We start from the raw sequence: 18,080 nt of genomic DNA, 5'->3' as shown, positions 1-18,080 counted from the left end.
TAAATGAAGCTCTTATATTTAATAGGTGCGGGACGTAGTGGCACAACGATACTCTCGCTTATGCTGAGTAACTCTGAATCAATCACTTCGCTTGGTGAATTACACCAGCTTCCTGAGCATATGGGTTTAGAAAGTAGCTGTAGTTGTGGAGAAGAGCTCAAAGACTGCCCCCTATGGTCTTCAGCATATGACAAACTTAACAGCGAGTTTTGTTCAAAAAAATACAAAGAACAAGCGAAAGAGCTAGAGTCTCACCGGTATGTATACAAATATCTTTTCACAAGAGAGCGAGCACTTAATTACTCGGAATATTGCAGTGCGAACGAAGCTGTTTTTGACTGCCTTCGCGATACTGACAAGTATAAGGTAGATTCCGCTAAATACATCGGCCGTGGTTTAGCTCTTAATTCAATTTTACAGGATAATATTCGTTTTATTTACATGGTTCGTGATCCCAGAGGTGTGGTTAACTCATTCGGTAAAAATGTACAAACTTCCCGTAACTGGTTATCAGCAACTGCTTATTATTTTATTGTTAACTTAACTGCCTCGTTTGTATGTAAGATTCTATTAAGAAATAAATATATAAAGCTAAAGTATGAAGATTTAATTACGAAGCCTGATAACACTTTAATGGAGTTAGCAGAAAAATTGGATGTTAGTCTTGATGAGGTTAGGCAAAAGTTAATTAATGATGAAGGGTTAAGTACGGGTCATATGGTCGGTGGCAACCGTCTGGTTAAAAATAAAGTCGTTCATTTCAAAAGTAATGAGTCATGGTGGGAAAAAATGCCTCGTTGGAAACAATGGTTGATATGGTTACTAACTATGCCTCTTAATATTATAAATGGGTATAAACCATGAAGACTTTAATTACTCTAGATTATGAGCTTTTCTTTGGTAGTCACTCAGGTACTGCAGAAAGCTGTATGCTGAAGCCAACTAATAAATTATTAGAGTTACTTGATAAACACGATGTGAAAGCTACATTTTATGTCGATATTGGTTACTTAAGCCGAGCCGACGAGCTGAAGTGCGATCAAGCATCTACAGATGCAGTGAAAGAACAATTAAGAAACCTGAGCGAGCAAGGTCATGATTTACAACTTCATATCCACCCCCACTGGGAAAAAGCAAAGTGGGATAATGGATACTGGAGTTTTGACCTGTCCTATTACAAACTTTCAGACTTTACTGAAAAGAAGGCTTCTGAAATTGTGTTGAAGTATGCGAATAAGTTGGAGTCTGTTGCTAAGGTAAGAGCAAACTCGTACAGGGCAGGGGGCTGGTGTATTCAGCCTTTTGAGCACTTTTCTTCAGCACTTTTTCAGGCTGGAATAAAAGTTGATAGTACCGTTTTTACTGATGGAGTTAATTTGTCTGAAGTTCAAGGATTTGATTTTAGGGGCAGCCCAAGATTAAGTCATTGGAAATTCCAAGAAGATCCACTAATCCCAAATAAAGAAGGGCCATTTACAGAGTTGCCAATTAGTAGCTCTATTGTATCCCCACTTTTCTTTTGGCGGTTCGCGCTTATTAAGAAGTTTGCAGGTATAAAGTATAAAGCCTTTGGAGATGGTACAGCTGCAAAGATGAGTGGTGCACAGCTCAAACGGTTATTAACAAAGAAAAGTCGAACCGTTGCTTCTATCGATGGCTATAAATCGATTTTATTGGATAAGTTCCGTAAAGACGCTTTCAGGGAATATGGCGATAGTGCCAACTTAGTTCTGATTGGCCACCCAAAGTCATTGACTGAGCATAGTTTAGAGCAATTGGGACGCTACCTTTCCAAACACAAAAAGGATGACTATATGACAGTTAGCCAGTGGTATAAACAGTATGAGTGAATGTATCCAAACCGTAGAAGTTGGGGGCTTACCGGTGACTCCTTTTAAAAGTATGGAGCAGGCTGTAAATACTATTTGTTCCAATGAAGGCGTTTTACCTGGTTTTGCCGTTGCAATAAATGCCGAGAAAGTTATATCTGCTTCTGATAATCCAGATGTAAAAAGAAACTTGATGTTAGGAACGTTGCTGTACGCGGATGGTATAGCAGTTGTGAAAACCATACAAAAAAAAGGGATCGAGAACACAAGAGTACCAGGGTGTGATTTATGGAAAGAATTAATGAAAAAGGCTGCTCTTAACAATAAGCATGTATATTTGTTAGGGGCAGAAGAATCCGTTAATAAACAAACTGCCAATAAATTGAGTGAAGAGTTTGGCTTAAAGAGCCTTACTCGAAGGAATGGTTATTTCGGCGATGTTTCACAGATTATTGCTGAAGTTGAAGCTATTCGACCAGATATCGTGACGGTTGCAATGGGCTCTCCAAGGCAAGAACAGTTAATAACCAAATTACGTGAAGTCCATCCAGAAGGATTTTATATGGGGGTAGGTGGTTCTTATGATGTATATGTTGGTACAGTCAAGAGGGCTCCTACTTTATTTCAGAAATTACATCTTGAATGGTTTTACCGGTTGCTTATGCAGCCAAAAAGAATTTTTAGACAGCACGTATATCTCCGCTATCTTTATTTACATTTTATGGGGAAACTTTAATGAAAGTTATAGTCATTACGCAGGACGATCCTTTTTACTTAGCAGAAAATTTAGACTACTTGTTTTCTAATTTGCCTAAATCTGTAGAAGTAGCTGGTTGTATCGTATCAAACGTATCCCCATTTGGTAAAAAAGAGTCATTCTTAGCTAAGTCATTTAAAACTTTAAGAATATTTGGCTTGGGGTTCTTTGTGCGTTATGCAATGAAGTATATTGTAGCGAGATTTTCCAAATCTAAAAAAGTAGGGCATATACTACAGAAGCATGAGATTCCTCGAGTAGATCTTGAGCAGTCAATTAACAGCCAGGTTTCTTTACAAACAATCCGCTCCTATCAACCAGATCTTTTAATTTCTATTGCTGGTAATGAGATTTTTAAGAAGCCATTAATCGAATTAGCACCAGAGGGCTGCCTTAACTTGCATACTGCTCTACTGCCTAAGTATCGCGGTTTGATGCCCAGCTTCTGGGTTCTTAAGAATCAAGAGGTAAGCACCGGCGTTTCTGTATTTTTTGTCGATGAAGGGATTGATAGCGGACCGATACTAGTACAGAAAGAAATACTACTTGAAGGTATGACCCAAGAGAGACTGATTAAAGTATCAAAGAAAATTGGTATGGATGCTATCATTGAGGCTGTAGAAAAAATACAAAAAGGTGATGTCAGTACCATACCGAATAATGACGTCGATATGAGTTATTATCGGTTTCCGACGAAAGAAGATGTGAGAGAATTTAAGTCTATAGGGGCTCGTTTTTATTAATGAAAATTTTAAGCTTTGATATCGAAGACTGGTTCCATATTTTAGATAATGACTCGACCAAAAGTGTTGACTCTTGGTCACGGTTTGAATCTAGAATTGATGAAGGTGTGAGTAGAATAATTGATTTACTTCAAGAGACTGACCAAAAAGCAACTTTTTTTTGTCTAGGTTGGGTAGCGAAAGAGCATCCTTCTGTAATCCAAAAAATTGTTAATTCGGGATATCAAGTGGCAAGCCACTCCATGAATCATCAACTGGTCTATGAACAAACTCCTGAAGTCTTTAGAAAAGATTTGAGTGAGTCAGTTAAAGTTCTTGAGGATGTTAGTGGAAAGCAAGTAAGCATGTACAGAGCCCCCGGCTTTTCGATTACAGATGAGTGTCTATGGGCCTTTGATATCATGGAAGAGGAGGGTATTGAGATTGATTGCTCAATTTTTCCTGCAAGTAGGGCTCATGGTGGAATGAAAAGCTATGGTGTTGCGGAACCTTCAATTATTCAACGTAACGGTTATTCCCTCAAATCTTTTCCTATAAATACTAAATCTCTGCTAGGAAGAGACCTTATTTATTCGGGAGGAGGCTACTTTAGACTTCTTCCTAAGTATTTGATTTCGAAATTCTTCAGTGATGATGATTATGTCATGACATACTTTCATCCCAGAGACTTTGACTCAGAACAACCTCTTGTGCCAGGTCTGGGACTTACCCGAAGGTTTAAGAGTTATGTAGGTATAAAAGGTGCTTTAAGTAAGTTAAAATACCTGCTTCAAAACAATACCTTTATGGATTTAGAAGAAGCAGCAAATATAATTGATTGGAAGTACGCTAAAGTGGTTGACTTGAATGACTAGTATCTACAAACCGTTATTCATAACCTAACGTTCTATAGTATTAAGCAAATATTCCTTGAATAGGCTGTTCGACTTTATTTATCATTTTGTTAAATCAGGTTTACTAATTATTTATGAATCAACATAAAATCACCCACCTCAAGCAACTTGAGTATGAGTCAATTCAAATTATGCGAGAAGTTATCGCGGAGTTTGATCGACCTGTCATGCTTTATTCCGTCGGTAAGGACTCATCTGTCCTTCTTCACTTGGCACGTAAGGCGTTTGCGCCCGGAAAGCTGCCTTTCCCATTACTTCACGTGGATACCACATGGAAGTTCAAGGAAATGATTGCGTTCCGTGATCAAATGGCTAAAGACTACGGCTTTGAGCTCTTAGTGCATAAAAATCCTGATGGTCTTGAAATGAACATCAGTCCTTTTGAGCATGGCAGTGCCACTCATACGGATATTATGAAAACTCAGGGCTTAAAGCAGGCTCTTGATCAGTATCAGTTTGATGCAGCCTTTGGTGGAGCTCGCCGTGATGAGGAAAAAACTCGAGCTAAAGAGCGTGTTTACTCGTTCCGTGATAAGAAGCATCGCTGGGATCCGAAAAATCAGCGACCTGAGTTGTGGAATATCTTTAATGGCAAGGTTCATAAGGGTGAAAGTATTCGTGTATTCCCTTTATCGAACTGGACTGAACTGGATATCTGGCAGTATATCTACTTGGAAAAGATACCTATTCCGGATCTTTACTTTGCTAAAGAGCGTCCGGTTGTTGAGCGTGATGGAACCTTGATCATGGTAGATGATGAGCGTATGCCTTTGGAAGAGGGTGAAGAGCCAATGATGAAAAAAGTGCGCTTCCGCACCCTTGGCTGTTACCCATTAACCGGTGCTGTTGAATCTGGTGCTGATACACTTCCTGCAATTATCCAGGAAATGCTTTTGACTAAAACATCAGAACGCCAAGGTCGTGTTATCGACCATGACAGTGCTGGTTCCATGGAAAAGAAAAAAATTGAGGGGTATTTCTAATGTCTCACGCATCACCTTTAATTGAGAATGATATCCTTGCTTATCTGGAGCAGCATGAAAATAAAGAACTGCTGCGTTTTATCACTTGTGGCAGCGTTGATGATGGTAAAAGTACCTTAATAGGACGCTTACTGCATGACAGCAAAATGATTTTTGAAGATCAGTTAGCTGCTGTGACTGAAGATAGTAAAAAGTCTGGCACTACAGGCGACAAAGTCGATCTGGCATTGCTGGTAGATGGTTTACAGTCCGAGCGAGAGCAGGGTATTACCATTGATGTAGCCTATCGCTACTTCTCTACTGACAAGCGTAAATTTATTATCGCTGACACCCCTGGTCATGAGCAGTACACGCGTAATATGGTTACAGGCGCTTCAACCTCTGACTTAGCAATTATTTTGGTTGATGCTCGCCATGGCGTGCAAACTCAAACTCGTAGACATAGTTTCATTTGTTCCTTACTGGGAATCAAACACGTTATTGTTGCAGTAAATAAGATGGACCTGGTGGACTATTCGCAAGAAAGATACAAGGAAATTCAAGCTCAGTATCTTGAGTTAGCAGGCTCACTGGATATCCCTGATATTCGCTTTGTTCCTATTTCAGCACTGGATGGCGATAATGTCGTTAATCCAAGCGAAAAAATGAAGTGGTTCAGAGGTTCTCCATTGATGCATTACCTTGAAGCCACTGAAATAGCGAGCGATATCAACCTGGCGGATTTCCGCTTCCCGGTACAGTATGTTAATCGTCCTCACCTGGACTTCCGCGGCTTCGCAGGAACGATAGCATCTGGGACTATAGCCAAAGGTGATACCATTAGGGCTCTACCTTCTGGGAAATTAGCAAAAATTGAATCTATTGTTACTTTTGATGGAGAGCTCGAAGAAGCAACAGCTCCTGCAGCGGTAACACTGACATTGAATGATGAAATTGATATCAGTCGTGGTGATATGATTGTGAAGAAGGATAACCTTCCTCATGTTTCCAATCGTATGCGAGCAAAAGTTGTGTGGATGCATGAGACTGCCTTAACAACTAACCGAGACTATTACGTTAAGTTTAACAGTAAGTTAACCACTGCCCAGTTTGATGAGATTCACCATCGAATTGATGTTAATACCATGGCTGAGCATGAAGCTGGTCAGTTAGAGTTGAACGAGATTGGTTTGGTTGATTTATCCGTCAATGAGAAGGTTATGTTTGATGACTACCGAACTAATCATAAAACCGGTGCCTTTATTGTTATTGATCGCTTAACTAACGTAACGGTTGGTGCAGGCATGATAGAAGAAGCCCTGACTGACTCAGGCGGAGATGTTGAGCCTCATGAATACAGTGATTTTGAGATAGAGTTTAATCAACTGGTTCGTAAGCACTTCCCACATTGGGGCGCCAAAGATATAACCAAGTCATAAAGCAATGGATTTAGCACAGCTCTATACACTAGCTGTGATTTTAGCCATGCTTGGAGGGTTGATTATGAATGTCGCCCGCCCTGCATGGCTTTTTTCATTAGCTGCGCTGGCGTTATACTTCCCGGGCTTTGTAAGCCCTGAGAGGATGTTTAGTCATGCCGTTAATCCAGCGGTATTGACATTAGTGTTGCTTTTAGTCAGCTCGCTCGCCCTTGAAAAAACACGGGTTTTAGCTTGGATTAGTCGTCACCTCTTTAGTAAAAGCCAGCTGCTGACCCTTTTTAAAATGGGTGGGCTAGTAGCAATAAGCTCCGCGTTTCTGAATAATACAGCCGTTGTCGCATCTTTGATAAGCTCAGTACGTCATAGTCGAAGGCATTCTCCGAAGAGGTTACTGATACCTTTGTCATTTTTCGCGATTTTGGGCGGTACACTGACATTGATCGGAACATCGACAAACTTGATCGTTAATAGTTTTTTGGTTGACTATGGAGAGCCGGGTTTTAATTTTTTTGACTTCCTTCCTGTAGGTATCTGTATATTGGTCGTCGCTGGTTTGGCTGTGGTGATTTCAAGCTACTGGATACCAGCAACCATCATTCCTAATGAAATCAGTAAAGAGTACTTCCTCGAAGCCAGTGTCGATAAGGATAGTCATATTGTAGGTTTATCACTACAGCAGGCTGGTTTATCGTCATTGACGGGGCTCTCCTTAGTAGAAATTGTAAGGGAGAACGATGCAGTTTCAATGCCAGACGCATCAGAAAAGCTTCAGGCTGGCGATCAATTAATCTTTTCAGGAGATGTTACTCAGGCAAAACAGTTGGCTAATATACCGGGTGTCAATGTATTTGCTGACAGCTCTGGTCTGCTCGACAAGCATTTAAAAGAAGTTATTATCAGCCCCAACTCAACCTTAATTGGCCGTACTTTGAAGCAGAGCAGTTTTCGTGCACATTTTGATGCTGCGGTAGTAGCGGTTGGTAGGAATGGTATGAGACTGCCAGCTTCAATATCTGATCTGGAACTTCGCTCTGGTGATAAATTGGTACTTGCTGTTGGCAGGGGCTTTTACCAGCGACCTAACATTGAACGAAACTTTATCCTGTTAGATAAAAAAGATTTGCAGCCACCTTTGGCAAAACAAAAGGAATGGCTTGTCTTTGGTGGTTTCATTTCAGTGATTGGTTTGGCAGCTACGGGTGTTTTAAGCCTTCTAACAGGCTTATTACTGTATTTGATGGCAATGTTTACTGCTAAAGTTCTCACGCCAACAGAAGTGCGACGTCGGCTGCCTCTGGAAATTTGGCTGGTAATTTCTGCAGCTTTGGCTATTGCTGATGTCTTTAACCAGGTAGGGGCCGCTCAGCTATTATCCAGTCTTGTGGAGAGTATACTGTCGGTTGAGTCTGCAAATGATTATGCAGGTATATACTGGGCCTTTATAATTTGTTATTTATTGACCTGGCTTATTACCGAGGTTGTAACCAACAATGCAGCAGCTGCATTAATGTTCCCACTGGCCTTTGGGATAGCGGAATCGCTAGGGGTCAGCTACATGCCGTTTGCTATGGCAGTGGCATATGGCGCATCGGCCAGTTTTATAAGTCCTTTCGGTTATCAAACCAACCTGATGGTTATGAACGCTGGCCATATGAATTTTTCTGATTTTGCAAAAGTAGGTTGGTTAGTTTCACTGTGTTTTTCAGCCGTAGCATTAATTATGATACCCATAGTTTTTCCATTTAATCCGTAAAAATAAAAAGAGGCGAATGTGAGCGAAAATATCGTTTGGCATCAACATCTAGTCAGTCATAAGGATCGTTGCGAACAAAAGAACCAAAAACCTTGTGTTTTGTGGTTCACTGGCTTGTCAGGATCTGGGAAGTCTACTGTAGCAAATGCTGTTGAAACCTTGTTATACGAAAATGGCAATCATAGCTATTTACTTGATGGAGATAATGTCCGGCATGGGCTAAACAAAGATTTAACTTTTAACGACTCGGATCGCGTCGAGAATATAAGACGAATCGGCGAAGTGGCAAAGTTATTCACTGATTCTGGACTGATCGTTTTGTCTGCCTTTATTTCGCCTTTTAAAGCTGATCGTCAACAGGTTCGAGACTTATTTGAAAAAGGTCAGTTTATTGAGGTGTTCGTTGATACACCGCTAGAGATTTGTGAGCAACGAGACCCCAAAGGCTTATATAAAAAGGCACGCTCGGGCGAGATAAAAAACTTTACAGGTCTAGATTCGCCTTATGAGAAACCAGAAAAGGCAGATATTCACCTGAAAACTGACGGGAAGACTATTGAAGCTTTGGCGCAAGAGGTTATTAATTACTTACGTCATGGGGCTTTCATCAAATAAGACTGCTTCCATAGGAAGAGCGAGTTATTTAGATAGAAAAATATATGAATACCTTACTATATGGATACGATATCTATATACTTTTGTTGTATAAATAACCGACAACCCTATGCGGCACGGTGGGAGCCAAAACCCAGGAGCGGTAGCTTGCCTGTTGTCAGCTCAGATATGTTTTATGCGGACTGAGCTCAGCCCACAGTGAATAAAAAATAGAAATTAATAACAAACGTTATAACGCATGATTGGGGAGCTCACTACAAAAGAGGGTAGAGTGGCAAATATGATTCGCTTTATAAACAATGTCGTTATCAGTCAAGAAGATCTTACAGTTTGAATAAAACTTCTTCACTTTTTTTTAAAGCTATACCGGTTGGGCTTAGTAAATCAATTGCTATGTCTGGAGCAGTAGTACTTCAATGGGTTTTGGCTCAACATTTAACTCTTACTGAAGTTGGAAATTTTGTCACTTTGCTGGTTTTGCTGGCGGGACTATCAGTAGTTTTCCGTTATGGATCAGATCAGCTGCTTTTGCGGGAAGGCGGCCATCATTATAACCAAAAGGATTACAACGGTCTTTCAGCTGTTTTTTCAATTTTGTACAGGTATGTCTTAAAAAGAGGGCTTCTTCTCACTATAGTCCTGACCCCAATTCTCATTTATTTTTTAGTTTATATTCAAGGTACTCTGACTCTATATACATCAGCTGTCTTTATACTTGTTGCTCCTTTTTATGGTTTGTTGCTGTTAATCGCGGCATTTTATAGAGCATCAGAGCGGCATGTAATAGCACCTCTTTGGGAGCAGGGAGGAGTATCGCTTGCAACAACATTAGTGCTCATACTTCTGTGGCCATTCACTGCGATATCTTTTAATACATCCCTTATTATTTTTTTATTGCTGACCTTAATTTTAGCTGTTCCTTTTGCTTTTAAGGCTTTTAAGAACCTTGGTAGTGATACCGACATACATATAAACGACAGAATAGACTTTGGCTGGATTCAAATGTCGTCCTTTGTTACTCAATGGGGAGTAGTTATTGCGCTGGGGGCACTGGGAGAAAGTGAAGAAGTGGGTTTGCTTACGACCAGTTTACGTATTGCAATGCTAGTGAACTTTATATTGATAGTGTTTAACAGTTTTTTAGGCCCAAAGTTTGCAGGCTATAGTTACACTGATCAAATGAATAAGCTGAAAGCGTTGGCGAAAAGATCCTCGCTAATGATGTTTTTGATTGCAATAATACCTTCTTCGATACTGTTTTTTGCGTCAGACAGTGTTTTAGCTTTATTTGGAAGCGAATATATTGCCGGCGCTTTAATGCTTAAAGTGTTTGTCATAGCGCAGCTGTTTAACGTGTTTACGGGGTCTGTGCTTGTTTCCCTGAATATGACGGGTAATCAACGTTATGTCAGGAAACTTGTGATGAGCACAGGTGCAGTAACGTTAGTTTTAATCATACCTGTTGTGGTTTATTGGGGAGGTTTGGGGGCCGCGATTTTTATAGCGACGGTCAATATAGTATCAAACCTGGTCGGACTAATAATAGCCAAGCGTAAGCTCGGTTTCACTACACTGCCATTATAGGGTTAAACTTTGAGCCTGAAAAATTATATTAAAAACAAGTCAAGTGAGAGTCAGCTGTCCCTTCTAAGGGCTGGGAAGAATTTTATACGAGACAGAGTAGACCCGTATCCATATCGGCGATATACGTCACGACACAAGTGTATTTTTATTCATATTCCAAAGGCCGCTGGGACCTCTATCTTAAGAGCTTTGGGACATAATGGTTCCAGAGACCATGCTACTTACAGAGAGTACAAAGTGGCCAATTCCAGTAAGTTTGAAAAATATTTTAAGTTTACTTTCGTTAGAAACCCGGTAACAAGATTTGAATCTGCTTACCGCTACTACAAAGGTGGCGGAAACCAAAGAAGTACCGATGAGTTTTTCTTTAATATTATTAACCAATATAAAATGTCTGCTGACGACTTCTGCGAATTCATTGCTGACAAGAAGCATTATATTTATACGCCGATGTTTTGGCCTCAAACCTTGTATTTCTTAGAGACCGCGGAAGTCTGCCAGGTAGATTTTATAGGTAAATTTGAGTCTATAGATAAAGATTTTGATTTTGTGTTAAAAAAACTTGGAATACAAATTAATTTAGAGCGAATAAATCAATCTAGAGACGATAACAGAGGTAATCTAGTGCTGAGTAGGAACTCAGAGTCAATAATACGTGATATCTATCAGAATGATTATGAGTATTTAGACTATGAATGATACTTTTTCTGCCGGGCAGTGCCTTCTAGCATGAGAATTTTAGTGTTGTGTGAGCGATATAGCTCAGAGGGGGACGTATACCGTATGGCTTGGGCTCATACAAGGAATAGGGAGTATTTAAAGCGTGGCTGCACTGTGGATGTGCTTAACTTCAATGCTGATACTGATTACTGTTTTCAAGGCATTAATGTATATACAAAGGCTAGCGTAGGTTATGATTTATCAAACTATGACCTTGTAATAAGCCATGCTCCAAATATTAAGAATCATTATTTCTATATTCTGAAAGCAAAGTTCAAGAAAATCATTTTCTTCTTTCATGGCCATGAGGTTCTCTATACTGAAAAAGATTATCCTAAGGCATACTTTTATCGAGAAGTGAGCAGACTAAGAAGACTTTCAAAAACTATTTATGACTGGGGAAAGATAAAGCTAGTCAAAAGACTTATTCATAGGGTCACCGGAGATAGGTCTCACCTGGTTTTTGTCAGCGAGTGGATGAAGGAACAGTATGAAAAGAATATTGGGTTAATGCTATCACCTAATAAATATAGCTGCATACCTAACCCTGTTTGGCATGACTTTGTGGATAAGCGTCATAGGCCTCCTCCCACTGACAGTAAAGTGAAAGTAATCACCTTACGGAAGCTTGATGAATCTAAATATGCAGTTGACTTAGTGGTTCGAATTGCAGAACAAAACCCAGATGTTGAGTTTCATATTTATGGTAAGGGTCAGTTTTTTAAATATTACAATAAGCCAGACAACGTAATCCATACGCCTCAACTTGTTGAGCAACATAAACTCGCTGATTTTTTCAATAACTTTCATCTGGCATTATTACCAACACGGTATGATGCTCAAGGGGTCTTGGCTTGTGAGGCTGCGACTTACAATATGCCCTTGATAAGTTCTGATATAAAAGTTGTTAAAGAAATGCTGGCCAGGTTTCCCCATGTCTACTTAATGGATAATGACAAACCTGAGGATATAAATATTCAGGATATTTATAACAGGCTTAAAAATAGGGTGAAGTCTGACTTTTACTTTGCTCCAGAGAATACGGTAAGTCTTGAGCTTAAGGTTTTTGAAAGGTTTATTCATGAGTAGAGTTTTTGTTGTCGGTGTCGGCCGCTCTGGGACTTCTTTACTGCAAAGCATAATAGCCTCGCATCCTGGTGTTGTGGCTATACCGGAGACAGGCTTCCTTAGACGATTCGTTTATATGGCAGGTAATCATCCTGTCAACTTCGGCGATGATAAGAACTTACAGCGTTGTCCCGGGATGTTGGAAGAGTTAAGGAATATCGATAATAGACAAGCTACCAGTCAGCTATTGAAAGCCTATAAAAGGTTTACCCACACTGATGCCGGTACATTGGTATTAGATAAAGATCCTCGTTTAATTGAGTGTGTTCCGCTCCTTCAGAGAGACTTCCCAGACACTAAAATTATTAACATATATCGAGATCCGAGAGATGTAATTGCATCAAAGAAAATGGCATCCTGGTCTTCAGGCCGAAGTCTACTAAACTATCTGGTGTCATCCCGGGTTCAGTTGGGTGATGCAAGAAAAGCAGATAAAATGAAGTGGCAACACTCAATTAAGTATGAGGATTTAATTTCTGAGCCTGAGAAGCATATAAAGCAGATTTGTACCTTTCTAGAACTTGAGTATACTTCTGATATGCTGGATCATACTAAGGCCGCTAAACAACTAGTTCAAGAAGATGAAGTGAACTGGAAAAAAGAGACATTGAAGCCTATCAATCAATCTAATACATCAAAATGGCTAGCCAGCCTAACCCCTCTCGAGGCACTCTGCTCATTCTATAATGACCGTCAGTTTATAAAAAACCATGGTTATAGCTCTGTAGTTCCGAACGTAACGATAAAGGAAAAGTTTCTCGCGCTTGTTATTGTATCAATGAGTATTACCACATCATTGGTATACAAAGTGATTAGGAGCTATAAATTTTGGAAAGTGAGAAAACGAAGTGGACTTTGACCGTTTGTTATCACCTATAGAAGGCAAAGTTGTCTTAGTCGACGGTTCAAGGTTATACCGAGGAATAGCTGACAGAGTTGAAGTTTCAGATGACAATGGTCAGACATGGAAGGTATTCGCTAAATTTCAAATTTCATTTCCAGTGAAAATATTAGTGAGAAGTCATCTGGCGAGTAGGCTCCTAAGGTTAGGTCTGCACCACTTTGTAGCAACCGACGATGGTTGTTTTTATGCTATTTTCAATCGAAAACTCTACAAACTTAATCAGCATGGTATTGTTCTTTCTGGTCCTGAAAAAATTCAAGAAGGAAGGCCTTTATGCGTTGCTGTTCAGGGTAATAAATTAATATATGGCGCTTATTCTTCAAATGAAAAACGTCAGCCGATGCGTTTGTTTTCCTATGATGGAGATGAGCATCATACCCTTTATAAGTTTCAAGGAATAAGACATATCCATGGTGTTTTTAATGATCCTTATACAGCGGCGCTCTACCTTACTACAGGGGACTATGGTGATGAGGCAGGTATATGGAAATATTCCAATGGAGAGCTAACAAAAATAATAGGTGGAGGCCAGCAAACCAGGGCCGTTCAATTACTTTTTGATGAACAGTATATATATTACTCGACGGATACTCCGCTCGAAGAAAACCACATATATCGCATATCAAGAAGTGACTATTCGGTTTCACTTTTAGCTGAGGTCGCTTCATCGGTATTTTATGGTTGTAAACTGGGATCCTATAAATTTTTCTCTACGGTGGCGGAACCAAGTGAAGTTAATACATCTGACCATATTCAGTTGTGGGGCTGTCTCAATGAAGGGGCTTGGGTATTATTGTCTAATTATAAAAAAGATATGCTCCCTATGAAGTATTTCCAGTATGGCCAATTAATGTTTCCCCACATTAAGAAAGAGGGGGAGTTCCTAATCTTTTATAAGCTAGGTGTCACTGGCTCCGGACGAAGCTATATCATCCCGCTGGATGCTCTGTATAAGTACTTCGGGAAGCACTCTTAATCTGGTCAGAATTGTATTATGAAGCGGTTTTTACTTTATTATCACACATTAAAACACTTAAAGCTGAAACAAATTCTGTTTCAAATAAAGTATCGACTGGTTGCACCAAAAATAAAACCTTACAGCCACAAAGAGGTAATTCGACGGAAACTACAGCTATCATTTCCTGTTAGGGGGAAAGCCGGCTGGGACTTAGAGCATAATGCCAGCTTTTTAAATCAAACTATCTATGTCAATACAGAAAAAAGCTGGAAAGTTGAGGCGTCAGATTTATGGCTTTACAACCTACATTATTTTGATGATCTGAATGTTTACGAATCAGCTGAGCTTGAACCCTTTTATTCAAGTTTGATAGAAAACTGGATACTAACAGTCAGCCAAGATTCTAATTCGGTAGCGTTAGATCCCTATCCAACCTCGCTAAGGTTGGTTAATTGGTGTAAGTACATTTGGCGTCATAATATAAACAATGAAAACTGGAACAGATCAATTTATGAACAGTCAAATTTGCTACGCAGAAATTTAGAATATCACTTGCTTGCTAACCACTTGTTTGCGAATGGCAAGGCATTAATTTTTGTGGGTATATTCTTTGGTGAAAAGTTTGGCGAAAAATTTCTGCAATTAGGACTTAATATAATAGAACAACAGGTAGCAGAGCAGTTTTTACCCGATGGCGGCCATTTTGAGCGCTCACCAATGTACCATAACATCCTGTTATGGGACTTATTAGACTTAGTTTTTTTAGCAAAAAAAACGCAGGGAATCATACCAGATCCATATGTAAACTTATGGAAAGATACATTAGTTAAAGCACTGAGTTGGATGGATGCAATGCAACATCCGGACGGTGACATCGCTTTTTTTAATGATTCAACACTGGGCGTGGCTCCTAAAAGTGAAGACATTAAGAATTATGCAAAGCTATTAGGCTTAGAAACGAGCTTTAAAAATAATAAGCCTGGCGGTTTATACTATTTAAATAACTCAGGTTTTATTTCCGTTGTTAAACCAAGCTTTAAGCTGATCGCTGATGTTGGCGATGCTTCTCCAAGGTATCAGCCGGGACACTCCCACGCAGAGTCTCTGTCTTTTGAGCTTTCGGTAAATGACCAAAGGGTCTTTGTTAATAGTGGTATCTCGCAATATGGAAATGATTCCATACGGCAGCTTCAAAGAGCTACTATAAGTCATAATACTCTTGTGCCCGAATACTGTAATTCATCACAGGTATGGGGTGGCTTCCGGCTTGCTAAAGCCTCCCATCTAGAGCACCTGACCCTTAAGAATAATGATAGCATTATTGACTGTGCTATCCGTGGCTTCTGGAATTTGAAAAAAAACGGCATAACCCACAGCAGGCTTTTCACTGTTAATGACAATGGAGTATCAATTAACGACAAGATCTCAGAAAGTGGTTTGGAAAGTGTTGTTATATTTAAACTTCATCCAGATATTGAAGTCTTAACGGCTACTAACAATTCAGTATCGTTATCAGTTGACGAAAGTACGAAAGTTGAAATGAGTATTGATGGGGGAGAAGTTACTATAGAGAATTCAGCCTGGTATCCAGCCTTTGGTAAAGAGGTGCCAACGAAGACAGTATTGATTAACGTTTTAGGTAATACCCTGGTGACTGAAATAAGTGTTGATAATGATAGAAATGAATAAGAGAAAAATTGCTTTTATTACAAGTTATCCACTTAAGTCCGAGCCTGTAATTAAAAATAGGTTATCACCATATATTGGGTATATGAACTCTCATAATTTCGAGGTGTCCCTGTTCTCATCGGACTCGTACGATTTATCTCAAGAGATTGATGTAAAACACACACCAGTTGTTGGGAATAGAAAAAGCAGGGGATTTATAAAAAGAGCGTACCAAGAGTTTGTAGATGCTGGTCGCTTACTAAATACATTTAAGCAGTCAAAAATCAAGACTTGTGTCGTTACTATTCCATCTATGTTCCTACTGTTTCGGCTGGGTATTGTTAAGGAAAATACCGTTTATCTAGATATTAGAGATCTAACTTGGGATTATTTAAGTAATACCGCTCTTACACAAAGGCTTTTTAAATTTTTGGCACGCTGTATCGCAAAAACAAAGATTAGAATGGTTGAGGGTGTTGCAGTCACAAATAATACTGAATATCAGTATGTTAGAAACATTCTTAAAGTTGATAAAAGTAAAATATCAGTCGTTCCTAATGGTGTCAGCAGGAAACAGTTTACCCTGTTAAAAGAAGTTAAGATTGCTGAGAATAATAATATTGTAGTTTCATATATTGGTAATATCGGTATCGCACAAAATCTTACAGTACTTATCGATGCCGCAGAAATGTTGCCTAACGTTAGCTTTATGATAGTGGGCGATGGTAATGATAGGGGAAGAGTTGAATCATATTGTAAGAGTAAGGGGATCAGTAATGTTACTTTTACCGGTAGGGTAACCTGGGATAAGACCATAGCTTATTATGGCGAAACGGATATATTATTTGCACAGCTGGATGAGAAATTTTCTGGAGCTATGCCTTCTAAGCTATACGAATATCTATCGACAGGTAAGTATGTATTGTATGGCGGCCATGGTGAGGCGAAAGAAGTTTTAGCCAAATTTGAAAATAACACTGTTATTGAGCCTAACAATGCTAATGAAATAGTTAATGCCATTAATATTATTACCCGTAATAGTTTGAATAACTCCCTCTCTGGCAAAAATAAAGCTATCATCAAAAAGTGCTTTATAAGAGAAGATAATGTAGAAAGCTTTCTGCAGAAAGTGGCTGTAAGTGGTCGTCGTGAGCCAGAGGTAAACTGAGTGTATTTGAATATACCAAAATCTGAAGTTCAATTGTTAAAAACAAAAACAGCTCTTATCACCGGCTCTCGCGGGTTTGTAGGAAATCACCTCGTGAAAGCATTGGATGATCTTGGGATTAACTACAAATGCATAGCCCATAATAATTCCTCCGACAAAAACAGTGCGCCTATGATTCGAAGCGATACCATCAACAATGAGCATTTTGACTGTATGATCCACTTAGCTGGGATGGCTCATAATCAAAGCGCAAACAGCCAGTCAAGCTACGCTCAATTCTATGAAGCAAATGTTGCTTATACTAAAGAGATGTTCGACAAGGCTTTACAGGCCAAGGTATCCCGTTTTATTTATATCAGCACAATTGGCGTGTATGGTGTGTATGGTTCACCAGAAGTTATCTCAGAGGGGCATGATCTAAACCCGGTTGTAGACTATGCTAAAACCAAGCTGGAAGGTGAAGAGTTAATTAAACAACTTTGCTTAGATAACAATATGGAGTTTGTTATTCTTAGACCGTCACTGGTATATGGCGAAGGTGCTCCGGGTAACTTGCAGAGGTTACAAAATATATGTAGGAAAAGATTACCGCTTCCTTTAGGTTTAGCGAATGAAAAGAGAACAATGGTTAGTGTTAATAATTTGGTTTCTGCTATTCTAAAATGCTCCTACCATTCTGCCGCCAAAAATAAAATTTATAATGTCGCAGATGATAGCGGAGTGTCTGCAAGAGAGTTATGTAATTATTACAGGAGAGGTTCGGGCAACGGGTGCTTCCTCATTCCTATCCCCAAGCCCTTTATGAAACTTCTATTGGCACTGGTTGGAAAACGGATGCTATATAGTCAGGTTTTCTGCCCAATCAATATCAGCAATAAAAAGATAAAGGATGACCTCCTGTGGGAACCGCTTGAAAAACCGTCAGATTTCTTTCAATGTTAGTGATGAATATTGGT

Annotated in this window: 17 protein-coding genes; all 17 read left to right on the top strand. The window is 39.5% G+C overall.

Going from position 1 to position 18,080, the window contains the following annotated elements; all coding sequences use genetic code 11:
• Positions 1 to 3: 3 nt before the first annotated feature.
• Entirely contained in the window at positions 4 to 864 is an 861-nt protein-coding gene (locus KS2013_RS07340) for a sulfotransferase (RefSeq protein ID WP_071890150.1), read from the top strand.
• Complete coding sequence (locus KS2013_RS07335) at positions 861 to 1,850, top strand: polysaccharide deacetylase family protein (protein WP_068991900.1); 990 nt, start codon at positions 861 to 863, stop codon at positions 1,848 to 1,850. Before KS2013_RS07340 ends, KS2013_RS07335 begins: the two co-directional genes overlap by 4 nt.
• A complete protein-coding gene (locus KS2013_RS07330) occupies positions 1,843 to 2,565 on the top strand; it encodes a WecB/TagA/CpsF family glycosyltransferase (protein ID WP_068991897.1) in 723 nt (240 codons plus the stop codon). The genes KS2013_RS07335 and KS2013_RS07330 overlap by 8 nt, the downstream gene beginning before the upstream one ends.
• Positions 2,565 to 3,329 carry a methionyl-tRNA formyltransferase gene (locus tag KS2013_RS07325; protein WP_068991895.1) on the top strand — a complete coding sequence of 255 codons (765 nt, stop codon included), beginning with the start codon at positions 2,565 to 2,567 and terminating at the stop codon, positions 3,327 to 3,329. The genes KS2013_RS07330 and KS2013_RS07325 overlap by 1 nt, the downstream gene beginning before the upstream one ends.
• Positions 3,329 to 4,183 carry a polysaccharide deacetylase family protein gene (locus KS2013_RS07320; protein ID WP_068991892.1) on the top strand — a complete coding sequence of 285 codons (855 nt, stop codon included), beginning with the start codon at positions 3,329 to 3,331 and terminating at the stop codon, positions 4,181 to 4,183. Before KS2013_RS07325 ends, KS2013_RS07320 begins: the two co-directional genes overlap by 1 nt.
• A gap of 113 nt (positions 4,184 to 4,296) precedes the next feature.
• Entirely contained in the window at positions 4,297 to 5,205 is a 909-nt protein-coding gene (gene cysD, locus KS2013_RS07315; RefSeq protein WP_068991886.1) for a sulfate adenylyltransferase subunit CysD, read from the top strand.
• On the top strand, positions 5,205 to 6,623 hold the full coding sequence (gene cysN, locus KS2013_RS07310; protein WP_068991884.1) for a sulfate adenylyltransferase subunit CysN: 1,419 nt from the start codon (positions 5,205 to 5,207) through the stop codon (positions 6,621 to 6,623). Before cysD ends, cysN begins: the two co-directional genes overlap by 1 nt.
• 4 nt (positions 6,624 to 6,627) lie before the next feature.
• Positions 6,628 to 8,379, top strand: a complete 1,752-nt coding sequence (locus KS2013_RS07305) for an SLC13 family permease (protein WP_068991881.1) — start codon at positions 6,628 to 6,630, stop codon at positions 8,377 to 8,379.
• Positions 8,380 to 8,397: 18 nt separating this feature from the next.
• Positions 8,398 to 8,994 carry an adenylyl-sulfate kinase gene (gene cysC, locus KS2013_RS07300; RefSeq protein ID WP_068991876.1) on the top strand — a complete coding sequence of 199 codons (597 nt, stop codon included), beginning with the start codon at positions 8,398 to 8,400 and terminating at the stop codon, positions 8,992 to 8,994.
• Between the two features lie 330 nt (positions 8,995 to 9,324).
• Entirely contained in the window at positions 9,325 to 10,578 is a 1,254-nt protein-coding gene (locus KS2013_RS07295) for a lipopolysaccharide biosynthesis protein (RefSeq protein ID WP_068991873.1), read from the top strand.
• Between the two features lie 9 nt (positions 10,579 to 10,587).
• Complete coding sequence (locus KS2013_RS07290) at positions 10,588 to 11,277, top strand: sulfotransferase family 2 domain-containing protein (RefSeq protein WP_068991870.1); 690 nt, start codon at positions 10,588 to 10,590, stop codon at positions 11,275 to 11,277.
• Between the two features lie 84 nt (positions 11,278 to 11,361).
• Positions 11,362 to 12,387, top strand: a complete 1,026-nt coding sequence (locus KS2013_RS07285; RefSeq protein ID WP_068991867.1) for a glycosyltransferase family 4 protein — start codon at positions 11,362 to 11,364, stop codon at positions 12,385 to 12,387.
• Entirely contained in the window at positions 12,380 to 13,285 is a 906-nt protein-coding gene (locus KS2013_RS07280; protein WP_068991863.1) for a sulfotransferase family protein, read from the top strand. The genes KS2013_RS07285 and KS2013_RS07280 overlap by 8 nt, the downstream gene beginning before the upstream one ends.
• Positions 13,275 to 14,306 (top strand): hypothetical protein, encoded by a 1,032-nt coding sequence (locus tag KS2013_RS07275; RefSeq protein WP_068991860.1) that lies wholly within the window; start codon positions 13,275 to 13,277, stop codon positions 14,304 to 14,306. Before KS2013_RS07280 ends, KS2013_RS07275 begins: the two co-directional genes overlap by 11 nt.
• A gap of 18 nt (positions 14,307 to 14,324) precedes the next feature.
• On the top strand, positions 14,325 to 15,977 hold the full coding sequence (locus KS2013_RS07270) for an alginate lyase family protein (protein ID WP_068991858.1): 1,653 nt from the start codon (positions 14,325 to 14,327) through the stop codon (positions 15,975 to 15,977).
• Positions 15,961 to 17,124 (top strand): glycosyltransferase, encoded by a 1,164-nt coding sequence (locus KS2013_RS07265; RefSeq protein ID WP_068991855.1) that lies wholly within the window; start codon positions 15,961 to 15,963, stop codon positions 17,122 to 17,124. The genes KS2013_RS07270 and KS2013_RS07265 overlap by 17 nt, the downstream gene beginning before the upstream one ends.
• A 6-nt stretch (positions 17,125 to 17,130) precedes the next feature.
• Positions 17,131 to 18,066: an NAD-dependent epimerase/dehydratase family protein gene (locus KS2013_RS07260; protein ID WP_169816862.1), complete on the top strand. Its 936-nt coding sequence runs from the start codon at positions 17,131 to 17,133 to the stop codon at positions 18,064 to 18,066.
• The last annotated feature ends 14 nt before the right edge of the window (positions 18,067 to 18,080 follow it).

Source organism: Kangiella sediminilitoris (assembly GCF_001708405.1).
In the GTDB taxonomy this organism is placed as follows: Bacteria; Pseudomonadota; Gammaproteobacteria; order Enterobacterales; family Kangiellaceae; genus Kangiella; species Kangiella sediminilitoris.
This window is presented reverse-complemented; position numbering and strand designations above follow the sequence as displayed.

Bases quoted from the DNA above. Each gene is read 5' to 3' on its own strand.
- KS2013_RS07340 (WP_071890150.1), top strand. From the start codon at position 4: ATGAAGCTCTTATATTTAATAGGTGCGGGACGTAGTGGCACAACGATA.
- KS2013_RS07335 (WP_068991900.1), top strand. From the start codon at position 861: ATGAAGACTTTAATTACTCTAGATTATGAGCTTTTCTTTGGTAGTCAC.
- KS2013_RS07330 (WP_068991897.1), top strand. From the start codon at position 1,843: ATGAGTGAATGTATCCAAACCGTAGAAGTTGGGGGCTTACCGGTGACT.
- KS2013_RS07325 (WP_068991895.1), top strand. From the start codon at position 2,565: ATGAAAGTTATAGTCATTACGCAGGACGATCCTTTTTACTTAGCAGAA.
- KS2013_RS07320 (WP_068991892.1), top strand. From the start codon at position 3,329: ATGAAAATTTTAAGCTTTGATATCGAAGACTGGTTCCATATTTTAGAT.
- cysD (WP_068991886.1), top strand. From the start codon at position 4,297: ATGAATCAACATAAAATCACCCACCTCAAGCAACTTGAGTATGAGTCA.
- cysN (WP_068991884.1), top strand. From the start codon at position 5,205: ATGTCTCACGCATCACCTTTAATTGAGAATGATATCCTTGCTTATCTG.
- KS2013_RS07305 (WP_068991881.1), top strand. From the start codon at position 6,628: ATGGATTTAGCACAGCTCTATACACTAGCTGTGATTTTAGCCATGCTT.
- KS2013_RS07285 (WP_068991867.1), top strand. From the start codon at position 11,362: ATGGCTTGGGCTCATACAAGGAATAGGGAGTATTTAAAGCGTGGCTGC.
- KS2013_RS07280 (WP_068991863.1), top strand. From the start codon at position 12,380: ATGAGTAGAGTTTTTGTTGTCGGTGTCGGCCGCTCTGGGACTTCTTTA.
- KS2013_RS07270 (WP_068991858.1), top strand. From the start codon at position 14,325: ATGAAGCGGTTTTTACTTTATTATCACACATTAAAACACTTAAAGCTG.
- KS2013_RS07265 (WP_068991855.1), top strand. From the start codon at position 15,961: ATGATAGAAATGAATAAGAGAAAAATTGCTTTTATTACAAGTTATCCA.